The following is a 17,944-nucleotide window of genomic DNA, read 5'->3' on the forward strand; positions in this document are numbered from 1 at the left end:
CCCGGCCCCCCCCCGGCCCGCCCCCCCCCCCGCCCGCGCCCCCGGCCCGGGCGGGCCCCCCCCCCCCGGCCGGGAGCCCCGGTGACTCCCGTCCGTCCGCCGTGCCACGGGACCCGCGCGGCTCAGGAGGCCGGCGGCGGCCCCTCCGACCGGGTCGGGGTGGTGGGGTCGGCCGGCGTCGTACCACCCATGGCGTCCGGGTGCACGAACCGGTCCATCGCGTGCTTGGCCTTGCCCGTCCCCGTCTGGATCTTGTCGCTGTACTTGCCCTTGGTCTTCTCGTCGACGACCCGCGCGGCCTTCTCCATGCCGTGCTGGAGCTTGTCGATCGTGTCCTCGTGCTGCTGCGCGAGGTGAGAGGCCTTGTCCTTGGCCGGGGCGAGCTTGGCCTTCAAATTCTCCAAAAGACCCATGGTCCACCTTCCCTCGCGGGCTTGTTATGTGCGGGCGCTCTCGCCGGCCTCGTTGTCGGCGGCCTCCCGCGCGGACTGCTGCTGGGGGATCTCGGTGCTCTCGGCGGCGGCGACCGAGGCGTCGCGCTCGGGCTCCGGCTCCGTACGGGCCTCCGGACCGGCGTCACCTCCGCTGCCGTCGCCCTTGTCGGCCGGCGCCGAGTCCGCCACCGGATCCACCACCGAACCCGCCACCGGATCCACCGCCGTGTCCGCCATCGCGTCCTCCGCCGCTGTCGTGGCGGTCGCCTCCTCCGTCGCCTTCGGCTTCTTCCCGAGGAGCCATGCAAAAACGCCCATATCCACTCCATACGTTACTCGTGCGAGCGAAATCCCGCGTGACCCGGTGCGTCCCGTCGGCGCCACCCCGGTCGCCGCCTCTCGTGGGCGGCAGGAACCTCGCAACGGGCAACGAAGCCCGGACACGGACCGTCACGTAACTCGTTCGAGACCCGCTTCGGAGGTTTGCGAGACTGGTGCGGTGAGCACCGCACCCTCGGCCCCCCGTGTCATCGCCGTCGTCGGCCCCACCGCGGCCGGAAAATCCGATCTCGGCGTCTTCCTGGCCCAACGGCTCGGCGGGGAGGTCGTCAACGCCGACTCCATGCAGCTGTACCGGGGGATGGACATCGGCACCGCCAAGCTGACGCCCGAGGAGCGCGCCGGCGTCCCGCACCACCTCCTCGACATCTGGGACGTGACCGTCACCGCCTCCGTCGCCGAGTACCAGCGGCTGGCCCGCGCCCGCATCGACGCCCTGCTCGCCGAGGGCCGCTGGCCGATCCTGGTCGGCGGCAGCGGGCTGTACGTCCGCGGCGCCGTCGACAACCTGGAGTTCCCCGGTACCGACCCCGAGGTCCGGGCCCGCCTGGAGGAGGAGCTCGTCCTGCGCGGCTCCGGCGCCCTGCACGCCCGGCTGTCCGCCGCCGACCCCGAGGCCGGACGCGCCATCCTGCCCAGCAACGGCCGCCGTATCGTCCGCGCCCTGGAGGTGATCGAGATCACCGGCCGCCCCTTCACGGCCAACCTGCCGGGCCACGACTCGGTGTACGACACCGTCCAGATCGGCGTCGACGTGACCCGCCCCGAACTCGACGAGCGCATCGCGCTGCGCGTCGACCGGATGTGGGAGGCCGGCCTCGTGGACGAGGTGCGCGCACTGGAGGCGCACGGGCTGCGCGAGGGCCGCACGGCGTCGCGCGCCCTCGGCTACCAGCAGATCCTGGCGGCGCTCGCCGGGGAGTACACGGAAGCGGAGGCCCGTACCGAGACCGTCCGTGCCACCAAACGCTTCGCGCGCCGTCAGGATTCATGGTTCAGGCGCGACCCGCGCGTGCACTGGTTGAGTGGGGCCGCTGCGGACCGCGAGGAACTTCCGCGACTGGCCCTGGCGTTGGTCGAACGACCGGTCACAGCCTGATCACGTCATGGCATCGGGATGCGCCACCGGTCATCCCGGCCTCCGGCGCCGTGCCATCATCGAGCTTCGATCGCAAGTGGAGTCCTAGGTTGGGAGGGCGCGTGGCGATGGAGGCCGGCCCTCGCGACACCGCACAAGACACCGAACATGTCGCAGTCGGGCGCAGTGAGACCGAAGAGGCCGAGGACAGGCTGAGCTCGGACGGCCCGGACGACACGGTGGACGGCGGTGTGACCGCCGACGGTCCCGAGCCGGAGGAGATGTTCGCGAGCGGCCCCGAGGTGGAGGTCGAACTCCGCCCGCAGCGCCGCCTGCGCCTGTGGCAGCTGGCCCCCATCGTGAGCCTGGCCGCGGTCGGCTCCCTGATGTTCGCCTTCCCGCTCGCCTTCGACTTCGGCGACAGCGGCGCGGTGATCGCGATGCTGGGCCTGCTGATCTGCTTCTGCGCGGCCGGCTGGGGCATGACGGCCGCCCGCAGGGTCGGCTACACCTGGCCGGGCGTCCCGGCGAGGGGCTCGGGCCGCAGGCCCGACTGGCGCGTGGTGATCGGTTACGCGGTGCTGGTGGCGATCGTGGTCGTCCTGGCCGTCTGGCGCGTGGCGCGCCTGCGCTGAAAAAGGCCTCTCGGCGGAGCGCCCCGAAAAGGGGCGCGGGCCTGAACGCGCGCGGGCCTGGTAGGGGCGCGAGGCTGTGTCGGGCGTGCGGTCACCGCTGCGAGGGCGCGCCCAGCCCCCACCGCCCCGCGGCCGGGATGCGACGCACCCCTCCCTTACCCTCGAAGGATGAGCATCCCCTTCCTCAAGGGCCACGGCACCGAGAACGACTTCGTGATCGTCCCGGACCCGGACAACGCCCTCGACCTCACCCCGGCCGCCGTCGCCGCTCTCTGCGACCGCCGCGCCGGCATCGGCGCCGACGGCGTGCTGCACGTCGTACGCTCCGCCGCGCACCCCGAGGCCAGGGGGATGGCCGCCGACGCCGAGTGGTTCATGGACTACCGCAACGGCGACGGCTCGATCGCCGAGATGTGCGGCAACGGCGTCCGCGTCTTCGCCCGCTACCTCCAGCAGGCCGGCCACGTCACGGAGGGGGACCTCGCCGTCGCCACCCGTGGGGGCGTCAAGACCGTTCACATCGACAAGGCCGGTGACATCACCGTCGGCATGGGCCGCGCCCGTCTCCCGGAGGGCGACGTCACCGTGTCCGTCGGCGGCCGCACCTGGCCCGCGCTGAACGTGAACATGGGCAACCCGCACGCCGTCGCCTTCGTCGCGGACCTCGCCGACGCCGGGGATCTTCACACCCCGCCCCCCTTCAGCCCGCCGTCGGCCTACCCCGAAGGGGTCAACGTCGAGTTCGTCGTGGACCGCGGCCCCCGCCACGTCGCGATGCGCGTCCACGAGCGCGGCTCCGGTGAGACCCGCTCCTGCGGCACCGGCGCCTGCGCGGTCGCCGTCGCCGCCATCCGCCGTGACGGCGCCGACCCCGCCGTCAGTGGCACCCCGGCGACGTACACCGTGGATCTGCCCGGCGGACGGCTCGTCATCACCGAACGGCCCGACGGAGAGATCGAGATGACAGGCCCCGCCGTGATCGTGGCCGAGGGCGAGATCGACGCCGACTGGCTGGAAAACGCCCTCCGTTGAGGCGACCTGACATCGTGAACCGTGGTCCGGGCCGTTGTGCGACACCCGGATCCACGGTAGCCGTCGCCCGCGTGGCGCAAAACGTCGGCCACCCGCCGAACAGGTGGCGCAAAATCGTAAACCTCGAAATCGTCGCTCGATGGGGTGATCCGTTTCACGCTCGGCGGGAGCCGGTCAATCGGGCCCGATGGGCTCGGTAGCATCAAGCACCGGCACGGACGGGGGGACGTCGCCCATCCCTGAGCCACGTATGCCCTGGGGCCCCGTCCGCCGGTCCACGAGCCGGAGGTGCCCATGAGTGCGGAGGCCACGAACCCTGCGACGCCCGGGCCTGTCGTGCCCACGGTGGCCCGCAGGAAGGCCCGCCCCCGGATCGACCTGCGTCGACTCGGTCTGGCCGCGTTGCTCGGCAACGCCGCCCGCGGCAGACTCCCGGACGCCATCGGCCATGTCGCCGAGGCGCACCGTGCCCACTACCCCGACGCCGACCTCGAACCACTGCGCCGCGCCTACGTCCTGGCCGAGTCCTCGCACCGCGGCCAGATGCGCAAGAGCGGCGAGCCGTACATCACGCACCCGCTCGCGGTCACCCTGATCCTCGCCGAACTCGGCGCCGAGACCACGACCCTGACGGCCTCTCTGCTCCACGACACCGTCGAGGACACCGAGGTGACGCTCGACCAGGTCGGGGAGGAGTTCGGCGCGGAGGTCCGCTATCTGGTCGACGGGGTGACGAAACTCGAGAAGGTCGACTACGGGGCCGCCGCCGAGCCCGAGACCTTCCGGAAGATGCTCGTCGCCACCGGCAGCGACGTCCGGGTGATGTCGATCAAGCTCGCCGACCGGCTGCACAACATGCGCACCCTCGGCGTGATGCGCCGCGAGAAACAGGAACGCATCGCCAAGGTCACCCGGGACGTCCTCATCCCGCTCGCCGAGCGACTAGGCGTGCAGGCGCTGAAGACCGAACTGGAGGACCTGGTCTTCGCGATCCTGCACCCCGAGGAGTACGAGCACACCCGCGAGCTGATCGCGGCGAACACGGCCCGCGCGGACGACCCGCTCGCGGACATCGCCGACGAGGTGCGCGGAGTGCTGCGCGAGGCCGACATCCCGGCCGAGGTCCTCATCCGTCCCCGGCACTTCGTCTCCGTCCACCGGGTCAGCCGCAAGCGCGGCGAACTGCGCGGCTGCGACTTCGGCCGGCTGCTGGTGCTGGTCAACGAGGACGCGGACTGTTACGCCGTCCTCGGGGAACTGCACACCTGTCTGACCCCGGTGGTGTCGGAGTTCAAGGACTTCATCGCCGTACCGAAGTTCAACCTGTACCAGTCGCTGCACACGGCGGTCGCCCGTGCCGACGGCCAGGTGGCCGAGGTCCTCATCCGCACCCACCAGATGCACAAGGTCGCCGAGGCCGGCGTGGTCGCCCTCGGCAACCCCTACGCGCAGGCCGCCGAGGCGCCCGCGGCGGACCCCACGGACGACGCGGCCGACGGCGAGCGTGCCGACCCCACCCGTCCTGGCTGGCTCTCCCGCCTGCTCGACTGGCAGAAGGCCGCGCCCGACACCGACACCTTCTGGTCCACCCTGCGCGAGGACCTCGCCCAGGACCGCGAGATCACCGTCTTCCGTCCCGACGGGGGCACCCTCGGCCTCCCCGAGGGCGCCACCTGCGTGGACGCCGCGTACGCCCAGTACGGCGAGGACGCCCACGCCTGTATCGGCGCCCGTGTCAACGGCCGGCTCGCGACCCTCAGCACGGTCCTGCGGGACGGCGACACCGTCCAGCTCCTGATGGGCCAGGACCCGGCCTCCGAGCCCTCCAGGGAATGGCTGGAGCACGCCCACACGCCCGCCGCCCGCATCGCCATCCAGCGCTGGATCGCCACCCACCCGGCGACCGCCGCGGAGGAACCACCGGCCCCCGTCCCCAGCCGCCCCGCCCCCGAACCCCAGGCACCCGCCCCCCGCACCGCCAGCGCCGTGGTCGCCGACCGGCCTGACGCGACCGTACGGCTGGCCGGCTGCTGCACCCCCGTACCCCCCGACGAGGTCACCGGTTTCGCGGTACGCGGGGGAGTGGTCACCGTGCACCGCGTGGAATGCGCCGCGGTGGCCCACATGAAGGGCACCGGCCGCCCGGAGATGGCCGTGAGCTGGGGCGACAGTGCCGCCTGCCGGGTCACCCTGGTCGCCGAATCGTTCGGCCGCCCCCATCTGCTCGCCGACCTCACCGAGGCGATGGCCCAGGAGGGCGCCGAGATCGTCTCGGCGACCGTGGAACCGCCCAGCCAGCAGCGCGTGCGCCACACCTACACCGTCGAACTCCCCGACGCGGCCCACCTGCCGGACCTGATGCGCGCGATGCGCAACGTACCGGGCGTGTACGACGTGGGCCGCGCGCAACACCAGTGACACCGAGCCGCGCGCCTCACCGGTGACACCGAGCCGCGCGCTTCACCGGTGACGTGCCCGGCGGGACGGTATGGGCCGTTGAAGTACTCGTTCGAGTGGTTTGGTCGCGAGTCGTCCCGGCCGACCGGGACCGCGCTGGTAGCGGTGGTCCATGCCGCTCACCCTCCGCACCGGCCCGCTGCCGCGCCGTAGCCGCCCGTCCCGGCCCCGGCGGGCCGCCGCCCTTCTCGCCTCCGCCGTCTCCGTCGCCCTGCTGGGCGCGAGCGCACCGCCGGTCCCGCTGGGCCTCGGCGACCGGCTCTTCCCCTACCTCGGCAACCCCGGGTACGACGTGGCGTCGTACGACCTCTCCTTCACCTACCCCGGCCGCAACGACAAGCCGCTCCAGGCGGTCACCACCATCGACGCCGTCACCACCGCGGACCTGGACCGGGTCAACCTCGACTTCGCGCACGGCAAGGTCGAGTCCGTGGAGGTCGACGGCCGGCCCGCCGACTACGCGAGCGCCGGTGAGGATCTGGTCGTCACGCCCGACCGGCCGCTGCGGAAGGGCAGCTGGACCCGGATCACGGTGCGGCACACCAGCGACCCGGTGCCCGCCAAGGACCAGGACGGCGGCTGGGTGCGCACCACCGACGGACTCGCCATGGCCAACCAGGCGGACGCCGCCCACCTGGTCTTCCCGTGCAACGACCACCCGTCCGACAAGGCGATGTTCACCTTCCACGTGACCGCCCCGGACGACTACACGGTCGTCGCCAACGGACTGTCCACCGAGGCCGCCCGGACCGGCGGCCGGACCACCTGGACCTACCGCACCCAGCACCCCATGGCCACCGAGCTGGCCCAGGTCTCCATCGGCCACTCCGCCGTCCTGCACCGCAAGGGGCCGCACGGACTGCCGGTCCGGGACGTCGTCCCCCGTGCCGACGCCAAGAAACTCGAACCCTGGCTGGCCAGGACGCCGGACCAGATCGCCTGGCTGGAGAGCAAGGTCGGCACGTTCCCGTTCGAGACGTACGGCGTGCTCATGGCACAGGCCACGACCGGGTTCGAGCTGGAGACCCAGACCCTCTCGCTGTTCGAGAAGAACCTGTTCACCCAGCCCGCGTACCCCAAGTGGTACATCGAGTCGATCATGGTCCACGAGCTCTCGCACCAGTGGTTCGGAGACAGCGTCAGCCCGCGCGTGTGGTCGGACGTCTGGCTGAACGAGGGGCACGCCACCTGGTACGAGGAGCTGTACGCGGAGGAGAAGAGCCACCACCCCATGATCGACCGCATGAAGGCGGCCTACGGCGAATCCGACGCCTGGCGCGCCTCCGGTGGACCGCCCGCACGGCCCAAGGCCCCCGCACCGGGCCAGAAGATCAGCATCTTCCGGCCGAACATCTACGACGGAGCGGCCCTCGTCCTCTACGCCCTGCGCCAGGAGATCGGCAAACCCGCCTTCGAGCGCCTGGAGCGGATCTGGGTGCAGAGCCACCGGGACGGCGACGCCGGCACCGCCGACTTCGTCCGCCTGGCCTCCGCGGTCGCCGGCCGTGACCTCACCGCCTTCCTCGACCCCTGGCTGTACGGCGCGAAGACCCCGCCCATGCCCGGTCACCCGGACTGGAAGCAGCAACCCGCCAAGCAGGCCCCGCGCAAGCAGGCGCACAAGTGACGGCGGGGCTGCCCCGGGAATAACGCGGCCCCGGGAATGACGCGGCCCCGGGAATAACACGGTGCCGAGGCGGCGCGTGCCGTGCGACCATCATGGAGTCGGCACGGCACGCCGCGGGTCAGCGGGAATCTCCCCGGGTACTCGTACGTTGAACAGTCGTCGGACTGACAACGGCCGACTTCGGCATTCCATCGACACAAAGGACCCAATGACCTCCTCTTCTTCCCCTTCCCAGGACACCAGGCGCCTCGCGCAGGACTACCCCGACGGTCTTCGGGCCGATGCCCTGATGGAAGAGGACGTCGCCTGGAGCCACGAGATCGACGGAGAGCGGGACGGCGACCAGTTCGACCGCTCCGAGCGCGCGGCCCTGCGCCGTGTCGCCGGCCTCTCCACCGAGCTCGAGGACGTCACCGAGGTCGAGTACCGGCAGCTCCGCCTGGAGCGGGTCGTACTGGTCGGGGTGTGGACCTCGGGCACCGCACAGGACGCGGACAACTCCCTCGCGGAGCTGGCCGCCCTCGCCGAGACGGCGGGCGCGCTGGTGCTCGACGGCGTCATCCAGCGCCGCGACAAGCCCGACGCGGCCACCTACATCGGCTCCGGCAAGGCCCTGGAGCTGCGCGACATCGTCCTCGAGTCGGGCGCTGACACGGTCATCTGCGACGGTGAGCTGAGCCCCGGCCAGCTGATCCAGCTGGAGGACGTCGTCAAGGTCAAGGTCATCGACCGGACGGCCCTGATCCTGGACATCTTCGCCCAGCACGCCAAGTCCCGCGAGGGCAAGGCGCAGGTCGCGCTCGCGCAGATGCAGTACATGCTGCCGCGGCTGCGAGGCTGGGGTCAGTCGCTGTCCCGGCAGATGGGTGGCGGTCGCGGCGGCCTGGCCACGCGTGGTCCCGGTGAGACCAAGATCGAGACGGACCGGCGGCGGATCCGCGAGAAGATGGCGAAGATGCGCCGGGAGATCGCGGAGATGAAAACCGGCCGCGAGATCAAGCGCCAGGAGCGCCGCCGCAACAAGGTGCCCTCCGTCGCCATCGCGGGCTACACCAACGCCGGCAAGTCCTCCCTGCTCAACCGCCTCACGGGTGCCGGTGTCCTGGTCGAGAACGCCCTGTTCGCGACCCTGGACCCGACGGTCCGGCGGGCCGAGACCCCCGGCGGCCGCCTGTACACCCTGGCGGACACGGTCGGATTCGTCCGCCACCTGCCCCACCACCTGGTCGAGGCGTTCCGCTCCACCATGGAGGAGGTCGGCGACTCCGACCTGATCCTGCACGTGGTCGACGGCTCGCACCCGGCGCCGGAGGAGCAGCTGGCCGCGGTGCGCGAGGTGATCAGGGACGTCGGCGCCACCGACGTCCCGGAGATCGTCGTCATCAACAAGGCGGACGCGGCGGACCCCCTGGTCCTGCAGCGCCTGCTCCGTGTCGAGAAGCGGTCCATCGCCGTCTCGGCCCGCACGGGCCAGGGCATCGATGAACTGCTCGCCCTCCTCGACAACGACCTGCCCCGCCCGTCGGTGGAGATCGAGGCCCTGGTCCCGTACACCCACGGCAAGCTGGTCGCCCGCGCGCACAACGAGGGCGAGGTCCTCTCGGAGGAGCACACCGCCGAGGGCACCCTCCTCAAGGCCCGCGTCCACGAGGAACTGGCAGCGGAACTCGCGCCGTATGTTCCGGCACCGCTTGCATGACAGCTCGTAAGTGAAAGGGCCGCCCCCTGTTTTCCAGGGGGCGGCCCTTTCACTTACCCGGGGGCGCGTGGAACGGCGACCTCAGCCCCCTCACTGATCAGCGAACTCCGTGCTGACCGCCTCGTACACACCCTTCGCCACGGTCCCGAACCGCGGCCCGGCCAGCCACCCCGAACTCACCGGCCCGATGGACGTGTTGGACACCAGCGCCACCTTCCCGTCGGCACCCTTCTCCACCCAGCCACCGCCGGACGCCCCGCCGGTCATCGTGCACCCGATCCGGTACATCGTCGGTGCCGCGGCATCGATCGACAGCCGCCCCGGCCTGTCCGCGCACTGGTACAGCAAGGACCCGTCGTACGGCTTGGCCGCCGGATACCCGGTGGCCGTGATGCTCGACACCTTCGGAACGGCCGGCGCGTCGAAGTTCACCGGCAGCGCCGAACCGACCGTCTCCTCCAGGGACTTGCCGCCACTGCCCTGCTCGGGAGTCACATGGATCACGGCGTAGTCGTACGAGGCGCCCTGGCCGCCCGTCTCCCCGCCCTGGTCGATCCACTGCTGCGAGGTCCGCGCTCCGTCACCCCACCACACGCCGTACGGCGCGACCTCCGACCGGGTGGCCTTCGCCAGCGCCGCCCCGGTCAGACCCTTGTCGTTGTACGACGGCACGAACGCGATGTTGCGGTACCAGCCGCCCTTCTTGCCGGCGTGCACACAGTGCCCCGCCGTCCACACCAGGTTGGACTTGCCCGGGTGCGCGGGGTCCTCGACGACCGTCGCCGAGCAGACCATCGTGCCCTCGGGGGAGTCGAAGAAGACCTTCCCGGCCGTGGCCGCCGCGGCGTGGTACGTCGGCCGCACCGCCGTCGCCGGCACCGGTGCCGGAGCCGGGTCGGTCACGCCCTGGTCACCGGAGAGGTCGTTGTCGTCGACGGCCTTGTGCTGGTCCGGGTCGTCGGCGTCCCGCATCCGGTCGGGGTTCCACAGGCCTTTGATGATGGGGTTGATGAAATCGTCGGCCTCGCGCAGCCACTCCTGCCTGTCCCACTTCTTCCAGGCGCCGTGCTTCCACTTGTCGATGTCGATCCCGTGTTCCTTGAGCTTGTTCCTGATGTCCGCCGGGATCTTGATCTTGCCGTCGCCGGGGTCGGCCGTGGCGGACGCGGACGCCGGGCCGCCCGCGCGGTCGTCGCCCGAGCCGTTGCAGGCGGTGGCGGTGAGCGCCAGCGCCGAGGCGAGGGCGACGGCCGCCAGCGCCCGGGGCGTGCCCCCTCCCCGGCGAAGGACGGACGACGGCCGGATGGATCGCATGGTGGTGACTCCCCCTGTTGTCATAGGACTTCAGCGCCACACACTATGCGCTCGCTGTGGGGGGCCATCCCCGGCTGGGCAACGGTTTCGCTACGGCCTCACCGGCGAGGCAACCGCAGTTCGCAGCCGGGGTCGACGGGGCGCGCGCAACCGGTGTCGTCGCGGGTGCGCACAGCCGACTCCAGGTACAGCCGGTGCGGTCGGTGGAGGGCCTCGTGGTCGAGCTCCCCCGGGGGCGGGGCCGGTGGTGAGGCGGACTCACCGCCCTCGAACTCCAGCCCGCCGGGGCGGATCACGTCCAGTGCGGATCCCAGGAGTCGGCAACTGTTCCGAGTCGACCCGTAACCCGCCGGACGGCCCGGGGTTGTAGCGGTGGGGGTCCGGCTGTCCGTGTCCGGTGCCCGCCGAACAACTCGCCTCTGGACAGCGGGAGGACAGCGAGCCGTGGCCGTGACCGAGTCGGTGACCGAGGAGACGTTCGGGGGAGCGCGCGCAGCGCACGAGGGGATTCTCAGGCGCCAGTCGGCGCGAGAATCGCGGGCCCGTACCTATGCGCGCGCCCTGCCCATCGTGCCGGTGCGGGCGCGCGGAATGACCATCGAGGGCGCCGACGGCCGCCGTTACCTGGACTGCCTCTCCGGTGCCGGCACCCTCGCCCTCGGCCACAACCACCCGGTCGTGCTCGAGGCGATCCGCAAAGTACTCGACTCCGGCGCCCCGCTCTCCGTCCTCGACCTGGCGACCCCTGTCAAGGACGCGTTCGTCACCGAACTGTTCCGCACCCTGCCACCCGGCCTCGCCGACCGCGCCCGCGTCCAGTTCTGCGGACCCGCCGGGACGGACGCCGTGGAAGCCGCCCTCAAACTGGTGCGCACCGCGACCGGGCGCACCGGCGTACTCGCCTTCACCGGCGCCTACCACGGGATGACCGCCGGTGCTCTGGCCGCCTCCGGCGGAGCCGGTGACGTCCGGGTCGCCAGGCTGCCCTATCCGCAGGACTACCGCTGCCCGTTCGGCGTCGGCGGCCCACGCGGCGCCGAACTCGCTGCCCGCTGGACCGAGTCGCTGCTCGACGACCCCAAGTCCGGCGTCCCGCTGCCCGCCGGCATGATCCTCGAACCCGTCCAGGGCGAGGGCGGGGTGCATCCCGCACCGGACGACTGGCTGCGCCGGATGCGCCGGCTCACCGCCGACCGGTCCATCCCCCTCATCGCGGACGAGATCCAGACCGGTGTGGGCCGGACCGGCGCCTTCTGGGCCGTCGAGCACAGCGGAATCACCCCCGACGTGATGGTCCTGTCCAAGGCCATTGGCGGCAGCCTCCCCCTCGCGGTCGTCGTCTACCGCGACGATCTCGACCTCTGGGATCCCGGCGCCCACGCCGGCACCTTCCGTGGCAACCAACTCGCCATGGCCGCCGGCACGGCCACCCTCGCCCACGTCCGCGAGAACGCCCTCGCCGACCGAGCCCGCGCGCTCGGCACCCGCATGCTGACCCGACTGCGCGGACTCCAGGACGATTTCGCGTGCGTGGGGGAGGTGCGGGGGCGGGGTCTGATGATCGGCGTGGAGATGGTGGATCCGGAGGCGGAGCGGAGCCCGGGGCAGCGCAAGCCCACCGGCTCCGCCGATACGACCGGGAGCCAGGACGGCAGGCCCGCGGGCACGGACAGCGGTGCGACCGGCGAGCGGGACGGTGACGCCGGACCCGGCCCGCACCCCGCCGCCCCGGGACTGGCCGCCGCCGTCCAGCGTGCCTGTCTGGAACGGGGCCTGATCGTCGAGCTCGGCGGCCGCCACGCCGGTGTCGTACGTCTCCTTCCGCCGCTGACCGTCACCGACGAACAAGCGGAGGCCGTACTGGACCGGCTCGCCGACGCCGTGGCCGCGGTGGCCCGAGACCCGTCCGGCCGCCACGGCGTCCGAACGGACCAGGAAAGCGTCCGGAAGGACTAGGAAAACCAGGAAGCGACCGGGACTCCCGGCCCGTCCAACGTCCGGACACATGCCGACCGGCCCCCGCACGAAACCCCACACCATCCGCACCTCCTCGTCCTGGCCGTCTCTGCCGTCAGGACCCAGGACGGCGAACCCGCACCGCCCGAGCCCCGAGGAACCCCTTGAACGCCACCCCCCACCCCGACGAGCCCGGAGACCCAGGCCCCCAGGCACGCCGCGTTCCGCTCGCCGAGTCGGTCCCCCCGCAAGGCGGCCGCGCCTTCCGGCCCGAGCGGCCGCACGACGACCCCGGGGACCCCCTGGAACACCTCGACCCGTACACCGCGGCCCAGGCCGCCGCCGTGGACAACCTGCTGCGCTGCTGGACGCGCGAGACCGCCCTCCCCACCCCGGACACCGGCACCCTCCGCATCCCGCTGCCCGCCAGCGGTACGGCCCTGATCACCCCGGTCCGCCACTGGTCCCCGACCGGCTGGCACCGCTTCGGCCCGCCCCGGCTGGCCGGCGCCCCCGGCTCCGCCCCGCCCGTGGACGCGGTCACCCTCGCCGCCCTGCTCGCCCGGGAGACGCCCCGGACAGCGGCGTGCACGGCTGACCGAACCGACAACGACCCCGGCCGACCGGCCCGAGCCGCCGACACAGGCACGCCCCGAGTCGCCGACAGCGCGCCCGTCACCCCGGCCGCTCCCGCCACCCCCGCCGACGACGACCTCGTGGCCCGGGTCGCCGACTCTCTGCGCCGCACGGCCCTCTTCATCGCCGACCGGCGAGCCCATCCCACCGACGGCCCCGACCGCTTCCTCGCCGCCGAGCAGGCGCTCCTCCTCGGCCACCCCCTGCACCCGACCCCGAAGAGCCGCGAAGGCCTGACCGAATCAGAAGTCCGCCTGTACTCACCGGAGCTGCGCGGCTCCTTCCCCCTGCACTGGATGACAGTCCACTCCTCGCTGCTCGCCACCGACTCGGCCTGGACCGAACGCGGCCGACCGGTCCCCGCGACGCACCTCATGGAACGCCTCGCCGGGACGCCCCTGCCGCTGCCCGAAGGCCATGCCGCCGCGCTGCCCCTGCATCCCTGGCAGGCCCGCGAGGTCCGCCACCGCGAGGAGAGCGCCGCCCTTCTCGACGCCGGACTGCTCCGCGACCTGGGCCCCCTCGGCGCCCCCTGGCACCCCACCTCCTCCGTACGAACCGTCCACCGCACCGGCGCCGCCGCCATGCTCAAGCTGTCGCTCGGTCTGCGCATCACCAACTCCCGCCGCGAGAACCTCCGCAAGGAACTCCACCGTGGCGTGGAGGTGCACCGTCTGCTGCGCACCGGCCTCGGCAAGCAGTGGCAGGCCGCCCACCCCGGGTTCGACGTCGTGCGCGACCCCGCCTGGCTCGCCGTCGACGGCCAGGACGGCCGGCCGGTGCCCGGCCTCGACGTGATGATCCGGCACAACCCGTTCGCCCCGGCCGACGACGTGTCCTGCGTCGCCGGGCTGGTCGCCCCACGCCCCCATGACGCCCCCCGCCCCCATGACGCCCCACACCCTCACGGCACCGCACGCCCCCACGGCACACCGGCCGCGGACGGCAGGCCGCCCCGGCCGTACCGCTCACGGCTGGCCCGGGTGGTCGCCCGGCTCGCCGCACGCACCGGCCGGCCCGTCAGCGCCGTCAGCGCCGAGTGGTTCCTGCGCTACCTGGAACAGGTCGTCCGCCCGCTGCTGTGGCTCGACGGCGAGGCCGGCATCGCCCTGGAGGCGCACCAGCAGAACACCCTGCTCCTGCTGGACTCCGAGGGCTGGCCCGCCGGCGGCCGCTACCGTGACAACCAGGGCTACTACTTCCGCGAGTCACGGCGGGCCGACCTCGACGCCCAACTGCCCGGCATCGGCGAACACAGCGACACCTTCGTCTCCGACGAGACCACCGACGAGCGCTTCGCCTACTACCTCGGCATCAACAACGTGTTCGGTCTCATCGGAGCGTTCGGCTCCCAGCATCTCGCGGACGAACGTCTGCTGCTCGCGGCGTTCCGCCGGTTCCTCACCGACACGGCCGCCGGCCCCACCCGATCGCACAGCTCCCTGCCCGGCCGCCTGCTCGACTCACCCGTCCTGCGTTGCAAGGCCAACCTGCTGACCCGGCTGAAAGGCCTCGACGAACTCGTCGGCCCGGTCGACACCCAGTCCGTCTACGTCACCATCGCCAACCCCCTCCACTCCTGACTCGCCCGACCACACCGACCCCCTCACCGACTCCGCCGACCACCCCCTTCGTTCACCGACCGAGGAACATGACCCACCTCGTCTCCTGAGAGGAGCGCACCGTGCCTCCCACCGACGCGAGCGCCGACGCAGGCCCCGTACCGGTCCGTCCCGGCCGCCCCTGCCACCCCGGCCGCTCCGGACCCGCCGAGATCACCGGGGACTGCGAGGACACCCTGGACCTCCGTCTGCCCGCGGGACTTCGCGCTCTCTTCGCCGGGAAGACGTCCGACCGGCCGGCCCCGGGCCCTGCCGACGCGCCGGACCTGCTCGACCACGTGGGCGCCTGGGGCCCGACCCCGACCCCGGTCGGCTCCTTCCAGCTGGTGCCGACGCAGGTGGAACGGGACCTCCCGGTCATCAGCCGCTGGATGAACGACCCCGCAGTGGCCAGGTTCTGGCAGTTGGCCGGCTCACCGACACGGACCGAGGACCACCTGCGCGGCCAACTCGCCGGTGACGGACGCAGCGTCCCGTGTCTGGGCCTGCTGGACGGCACCCCCATGAGCTACTGGGAGATCTACCGTGCCGACCTCGACCCGCTCGCCCGCCGCTATCCGGCCCGCCCGCACGACACCGGACTGCACCTCCTCATCGGCGATGCCGCCGACCGGGGAAAGGGACTGGGCTCGGCCCTGCTGAGAGCCGTCGCCGATCTCGTACTCGACCACCGCCCCGCCTGCGCGCGGGTCGTCGCGGAACCTGATCTTCACAACACCCCCTCCGTGGCTGCCTTCCTCAACGCGGGCTACCGCTACGCAGCCGAGGTCGACCTGCCTGCCAAACGGGCCGCCCTCATGATCCGAGACCGGGCCCTCCGTCATCTGATGTAGCGCTGAGTGACTGCGTGCACACATGTAGTACGAAGCGGCGGCCGATCGAGTTCCCGGCCGCCCGAAGAAAATCGCGGCGGCCCGAATTCCGGCCCGTCCCTTCTCCGTCAGGCCCGTCCTTGAGGAGTCCTCGGCGTGCTCGCACCCCTCGCGTCCGTCTTGACCGCCCGATTGTCAGCGCAGGGCCGTAGGGTGGTCGCGCTATGACGAAGCCCTCACTCCCTGAACTCCTGCATGCCGCTGTCACAGCTGTCGGCGGCACGGAGCGCCCCGGCCAGGTGACCATGGCCGAATCGGTCGCCGAAGCGATCGACGACGGATCCCATCTGCTGGTCCAGGCCGGCACCGGCACCGGAAAGTCGCTCGGCTATCTGGTGCCCGCGCTCGCCCACGGGGAGCGGGTCGTCGTGGCGACGGCGACCCTCGCCCTGCAGAGACAGCTCGTGGAGCGGGACCTGCCGCGGACCGTCGACGCCCTGCACCCGCTGCTGCGCCGCCGCCCGGAGTTCGCGATGCTCAAGGGCAGGTCGAACTACCTGTGTCTGCACCGGCTGCACGAGGGAGTGCCGCAGGACGAGGAAGATGGCCTGTTCGACCAGTTCGAGGCGGCCGCCCCGACCAGCAGGCTGGGGCAGGACCTGCTGCGGCTGCGGGACTGGGCCGACGAGACCGAGAGCGGTGACCGTGACGATCTGACGCCGGGTGTCTCCGACAAGGCATGGGCGCAGGTCTCGGTCTCCTCGCGGGAGTGCCTCGGTGCGTCCAAGTGCGCCTACGGCGCCGAGTGCTTCGCCGAGATGGCCCGCGAGCGCGCCAAGCTCGCCGAGGTGGTCGTCACCAACCACGCCCTGCTGGCGATCGACGCCATCGAGGGCGCCCCCGTGCTTCCCCAGCACGAGGTGCTGATCGTGGACGAGGCGCACGAACTGGTCTCCCGGGTCACCGGTGTCGCCACTGGCGAGCTCACCCCGGGCCAGGTCAACCGCGCGGTCCGGCGCGCCGCCAAGCTGGTCGACGAGAAGGCCGCCGACCAGCTCCAGACCGCCGCGGAGGGCTTCGAGCGGCTGATGGAGCTGGCCCTGCCGGGCCGTCTGGAGGAGATCCCGGAGGATCTCGGCTATGCCCTCGCGGCGCTTCGGGACGCGTCCCGCACGGTGATCTCCGCGATCGGGACGACCCGGGACAAGTCCGTCCAGGACGAGGACGCGGTCCGCAAGCAGGCGCTGGCGTCGGTGGAGAGCGTGCACGACGTGGCCGAGCGGATCGTGAACGGCTCCGAGTGGGACGTCGTCTGGTACGAACGCCACGACCGCTTCGGTGCCTCCCTGCGCGTCGCCCCGATGTCCGTCTCGGGTCTGCTCCGGGAGAAGCTCTTCGCCGACCGTTCGGTCACCCTCACCTCGGCGACACTCAAGCTCGGCGGCGACTTCAACGGCGTGGGCGCCTCCCTCGGCCTCGCGCCGGAGGGCGCCGAGGGGGAGGACTTCCCGCGCTGGAAGGGAGTGGACGTCGGCTCGCCCTTCGATTACCCGAAACAGGGCATCCTCTACGTCGCCAAACACCTCGCCCGCCCCGCGCGGGACGGCGACCGCGCCGACATGCTCGACGAACTGACCGAGCTGATCCAGGCGGCCGGCGGCCGCACCCTCGGCCTCTTCTCCTCGATGCGCGCCGCCCAGCAGGCCGCCGACGAACTGCGCGTCCGGATCCCCGAGTTCCCGATACTCCTACAGGGCGAGGAGACTCTGGGCGAGCTGATCAAGAACTTCGCGGCCGATCCCCGGACCTGTCTGTTCGGCACGCTGTCCCTGTGGCAAGGCGTGGACGTCCCGGGTCCCAGCTGCCAGCTGGTCGTCATGGACAAGATCCCGTTCCCGCGCCCCGACGACCCCTTGATGAGCGCGCGCCAGAAGGCGGTGGAGGACGCCGGTGGCAACGGCTTCATGGCGGTCGCCGCCACCCATGCCGCGCTGCTGATGGCCCAGGGTGCCGGCCGGCTGGTGCGGGCGTCGGGGGACCGGGGCGTGGTCGCCGTACTCGATCAGCGGCTGGCGACCGCTCGGTACGGGAGCTATCTCAAGGCGTCACTCCCCGACTTCTGGTACACCACGGACCGTAACCAGGTCCGGAAGTCGCTGGCGGCGATCGACGCCTTGGCACGGCAGGCGGAGGCGGAGTGATCCGAGGGGTGGTCCCGGCGGTCCCGTGACGGTACGGGGCCACCCCTCGGGTGCGAGCAGGCGTCCGGCGGTGCGCCGGACAATGCAGGACCCCGGAACCGG

At 72.1% G+C, this 17,944-nt stretch carries 14 protein-coding genes; 10 read left to right on the forward strand and 4 right to left on the reverse strand.

Going from position 1 to position 17,944, the window contains the following annotated elements:
- Positions 1-122 precede the first annotated feature (122 nt).
- On the reverse strand, positions 123-413 hold the full coding sequence (locus ACZ3KP_RS10565) for an antitoxin (RefSeq protein ID WP_467498175.1): 291 nt from the start codon (positions 411-413) through the stop codon (positions 123-125).
- 24 nt (positions 414-437) lie between these two features.
- Positions 438-752 carry a hypothetical protein gene (locus ACZ3KP_RS10570; protein ID WP_467498177.1) on the reverse strand — a complete coding sequence of 105 codons (315 nt, stop codon included), beginning with the start codon at positions 750-752 and terminating at the stop codon, positions 438-440.
- Between the two features lie 181 nt (positions 753-933).
- Here ACZ3KP_RS10570 and miaA point away from each other — a divergent pair, with 181 nt between their 5' ends.
- The 6 genes from miaA (at position 934) to hflX (ending at position 9,301) form a co-directional block, all read left to right on the forward strand.
- Complete coding sequence (gene miaA / locus ACZ3KP_RS10575) at positions 934-1,872, forward strand: tRNA (adenosine(37)-N6)-dimethylallyltransferase MiaA (protein WP_467498179.1); 939 nt, start codon at positions 934-936, stop codon at positions 1,870-1,872.
- A 107-nt stretch (positions 1,873-1,979) separates the two neighbouring features.
- Positions 1,980-2,486: a hypothetical protein gene (locus ACZ3KP_RS10580; RefSeq protein WP_467499215.1), complete on the forward strand. Its 507-nt coding sequence runs from the start codon at positions 1,980-1,982 to the stop codon at positions 2,484-2,486.
- Positions 2,487-2,654: 168 nt separating this feature from the next.
- Entirely contained in the window at positions 2,655-3,518 is an 864-nt protein-coding gene (gene dapF / locus ACZ3KP_RS10585) for a diaminopimelate epimerase (protein WP_467498181.1), read from the forward strand.
- Between the two features lie 294 nt (positions 3,519-3,812).
- On the forward strand, positions 3,813-5,936 hold the full coding sequence (locus ACZ3KP_RS10590; protein ID WP_467498183.1) for a RelA/SpoT family protein: 2,124 nt from the start codon (positions 3,813-3,815) through the stop codon (positions 5,934-5,936).
- Positions 5,937-6,087: 151 nt separating this feature from the next.
- Positions 6,088-7,602: a M1 family metallopeptidase gene (locus ACZ3KP_RS10595; RefSeq protein ID WP_467498185.1), complete on the forward strand. Its 1,515-nt coding sequence runs from the start codon at positions 6,088-6,090 to the stop codon at positions 7,600-7,602.
- A 208-nt stretch (positions 7,603-7,810) separates the two neighbouring features.
- Entirely contained in the window at positions 7,811-9,301 is a 1,491-nt protein-coding gene (hflX, locus tag ACZ3KP_RS10600; protein ID WP_467498187.1) for a GTPase HflX, read from the forward strand.
- 90 nt (positions 9,302-9,391) lie between these two features.
- Here hflX and ACZ3KP_RS10605 read toward each other — a convergent pair whose 3' ends face one another.
- Both ACZ3KP_RS10605 and ACZ3KP_RS10610 read right to left on the reverse strand, forming a co-directional pair.
- Positions 9,392-10,615: a trypsin-like serine peptidase gene (locus tag ACZ3KP_RS10605; protein WP_467498189.1), complete on the reverse strand. Its 1,224-nt coding sequence runs from the start codon at positions 10,613-10,615 to the stop codon at positions 9,392-9,394.
- A gap of 98 nt (positions 10,616-10,713) precedes the next feature.
- Positions 10,714-10,911: a hypothetical protein gene (locus ACZ3KP_RS10610; RefSeq protein WP_467498191.1), complete on the reverse strand. Its 198-nt coding sequence runs from the start codon at positions 10,909-10,911 to the stop codon at positions 10,714-10,716.
- 148 nt (positions 10,912-11,059) lie between these two features.
- On the opposite strand from ACZ3KP_RS10610, the gene ACZ3KP_RS10615 reads away from it, so the two are divergent.
- From ACZ3KP_RS10615 to ACZ3KP_RS10630, 4 genes are all read left to right on the forward strand, one after another.
- On the forward strand, positions 11,060-12,571 hold the full coding sequence (locus ACZ3KP_RS10615) for a diaminobutyrate--2-oxoglutarate transaminase family protein (protein ID WP_467498193.1): 1,512 nt from the start codon (positions 11,060-11,062) through the stop codon (positions 12,569-12,571).
- Positions 12,572-12,735: 164 nt separating this feature from the next.
- Positions 12,736-14,790, forward strand: a complete 2,055-nt coding sequence (locus tag ACZ3KP_RS10620) for an IucA/IucC family protein (protein WP_467498195.1) — start codon at positions 12,736-12,738, stop codon at positions 14,788-14,790.
- Positions 14,791-14,891: 101 nt separating this feature from the next.
- Complete coding sequence (locus tag ACZ3KP_RS10625; protein WP_467498197.1) at positions 14,892-15,662, forward strand: GNAT family N-acetyltransferase; 771 nt, start codon at positions 14,892-14,894, stop codon at positions 15,660-15,662.
- Between the two features lie 203 nt (positions 15,663-15,865).
- Positions 15,866-17,842 (forward strand): ATP-dependent DNA helicase, encoded by a 1,977-nt coding sequence (locus ACZ3KP_RS10630; protein WP_467498199.1) that lies wholly within the window; start codon positions 15,866-15,868, stop codon positions 17,840-17,842.
- The last annotated feature ends 102 nt before the right edge of the window (positions 17,843-17,944 follow it).

This window comes from Streptomyces sp. NPDC020958, from assembly GCF_055562175.1.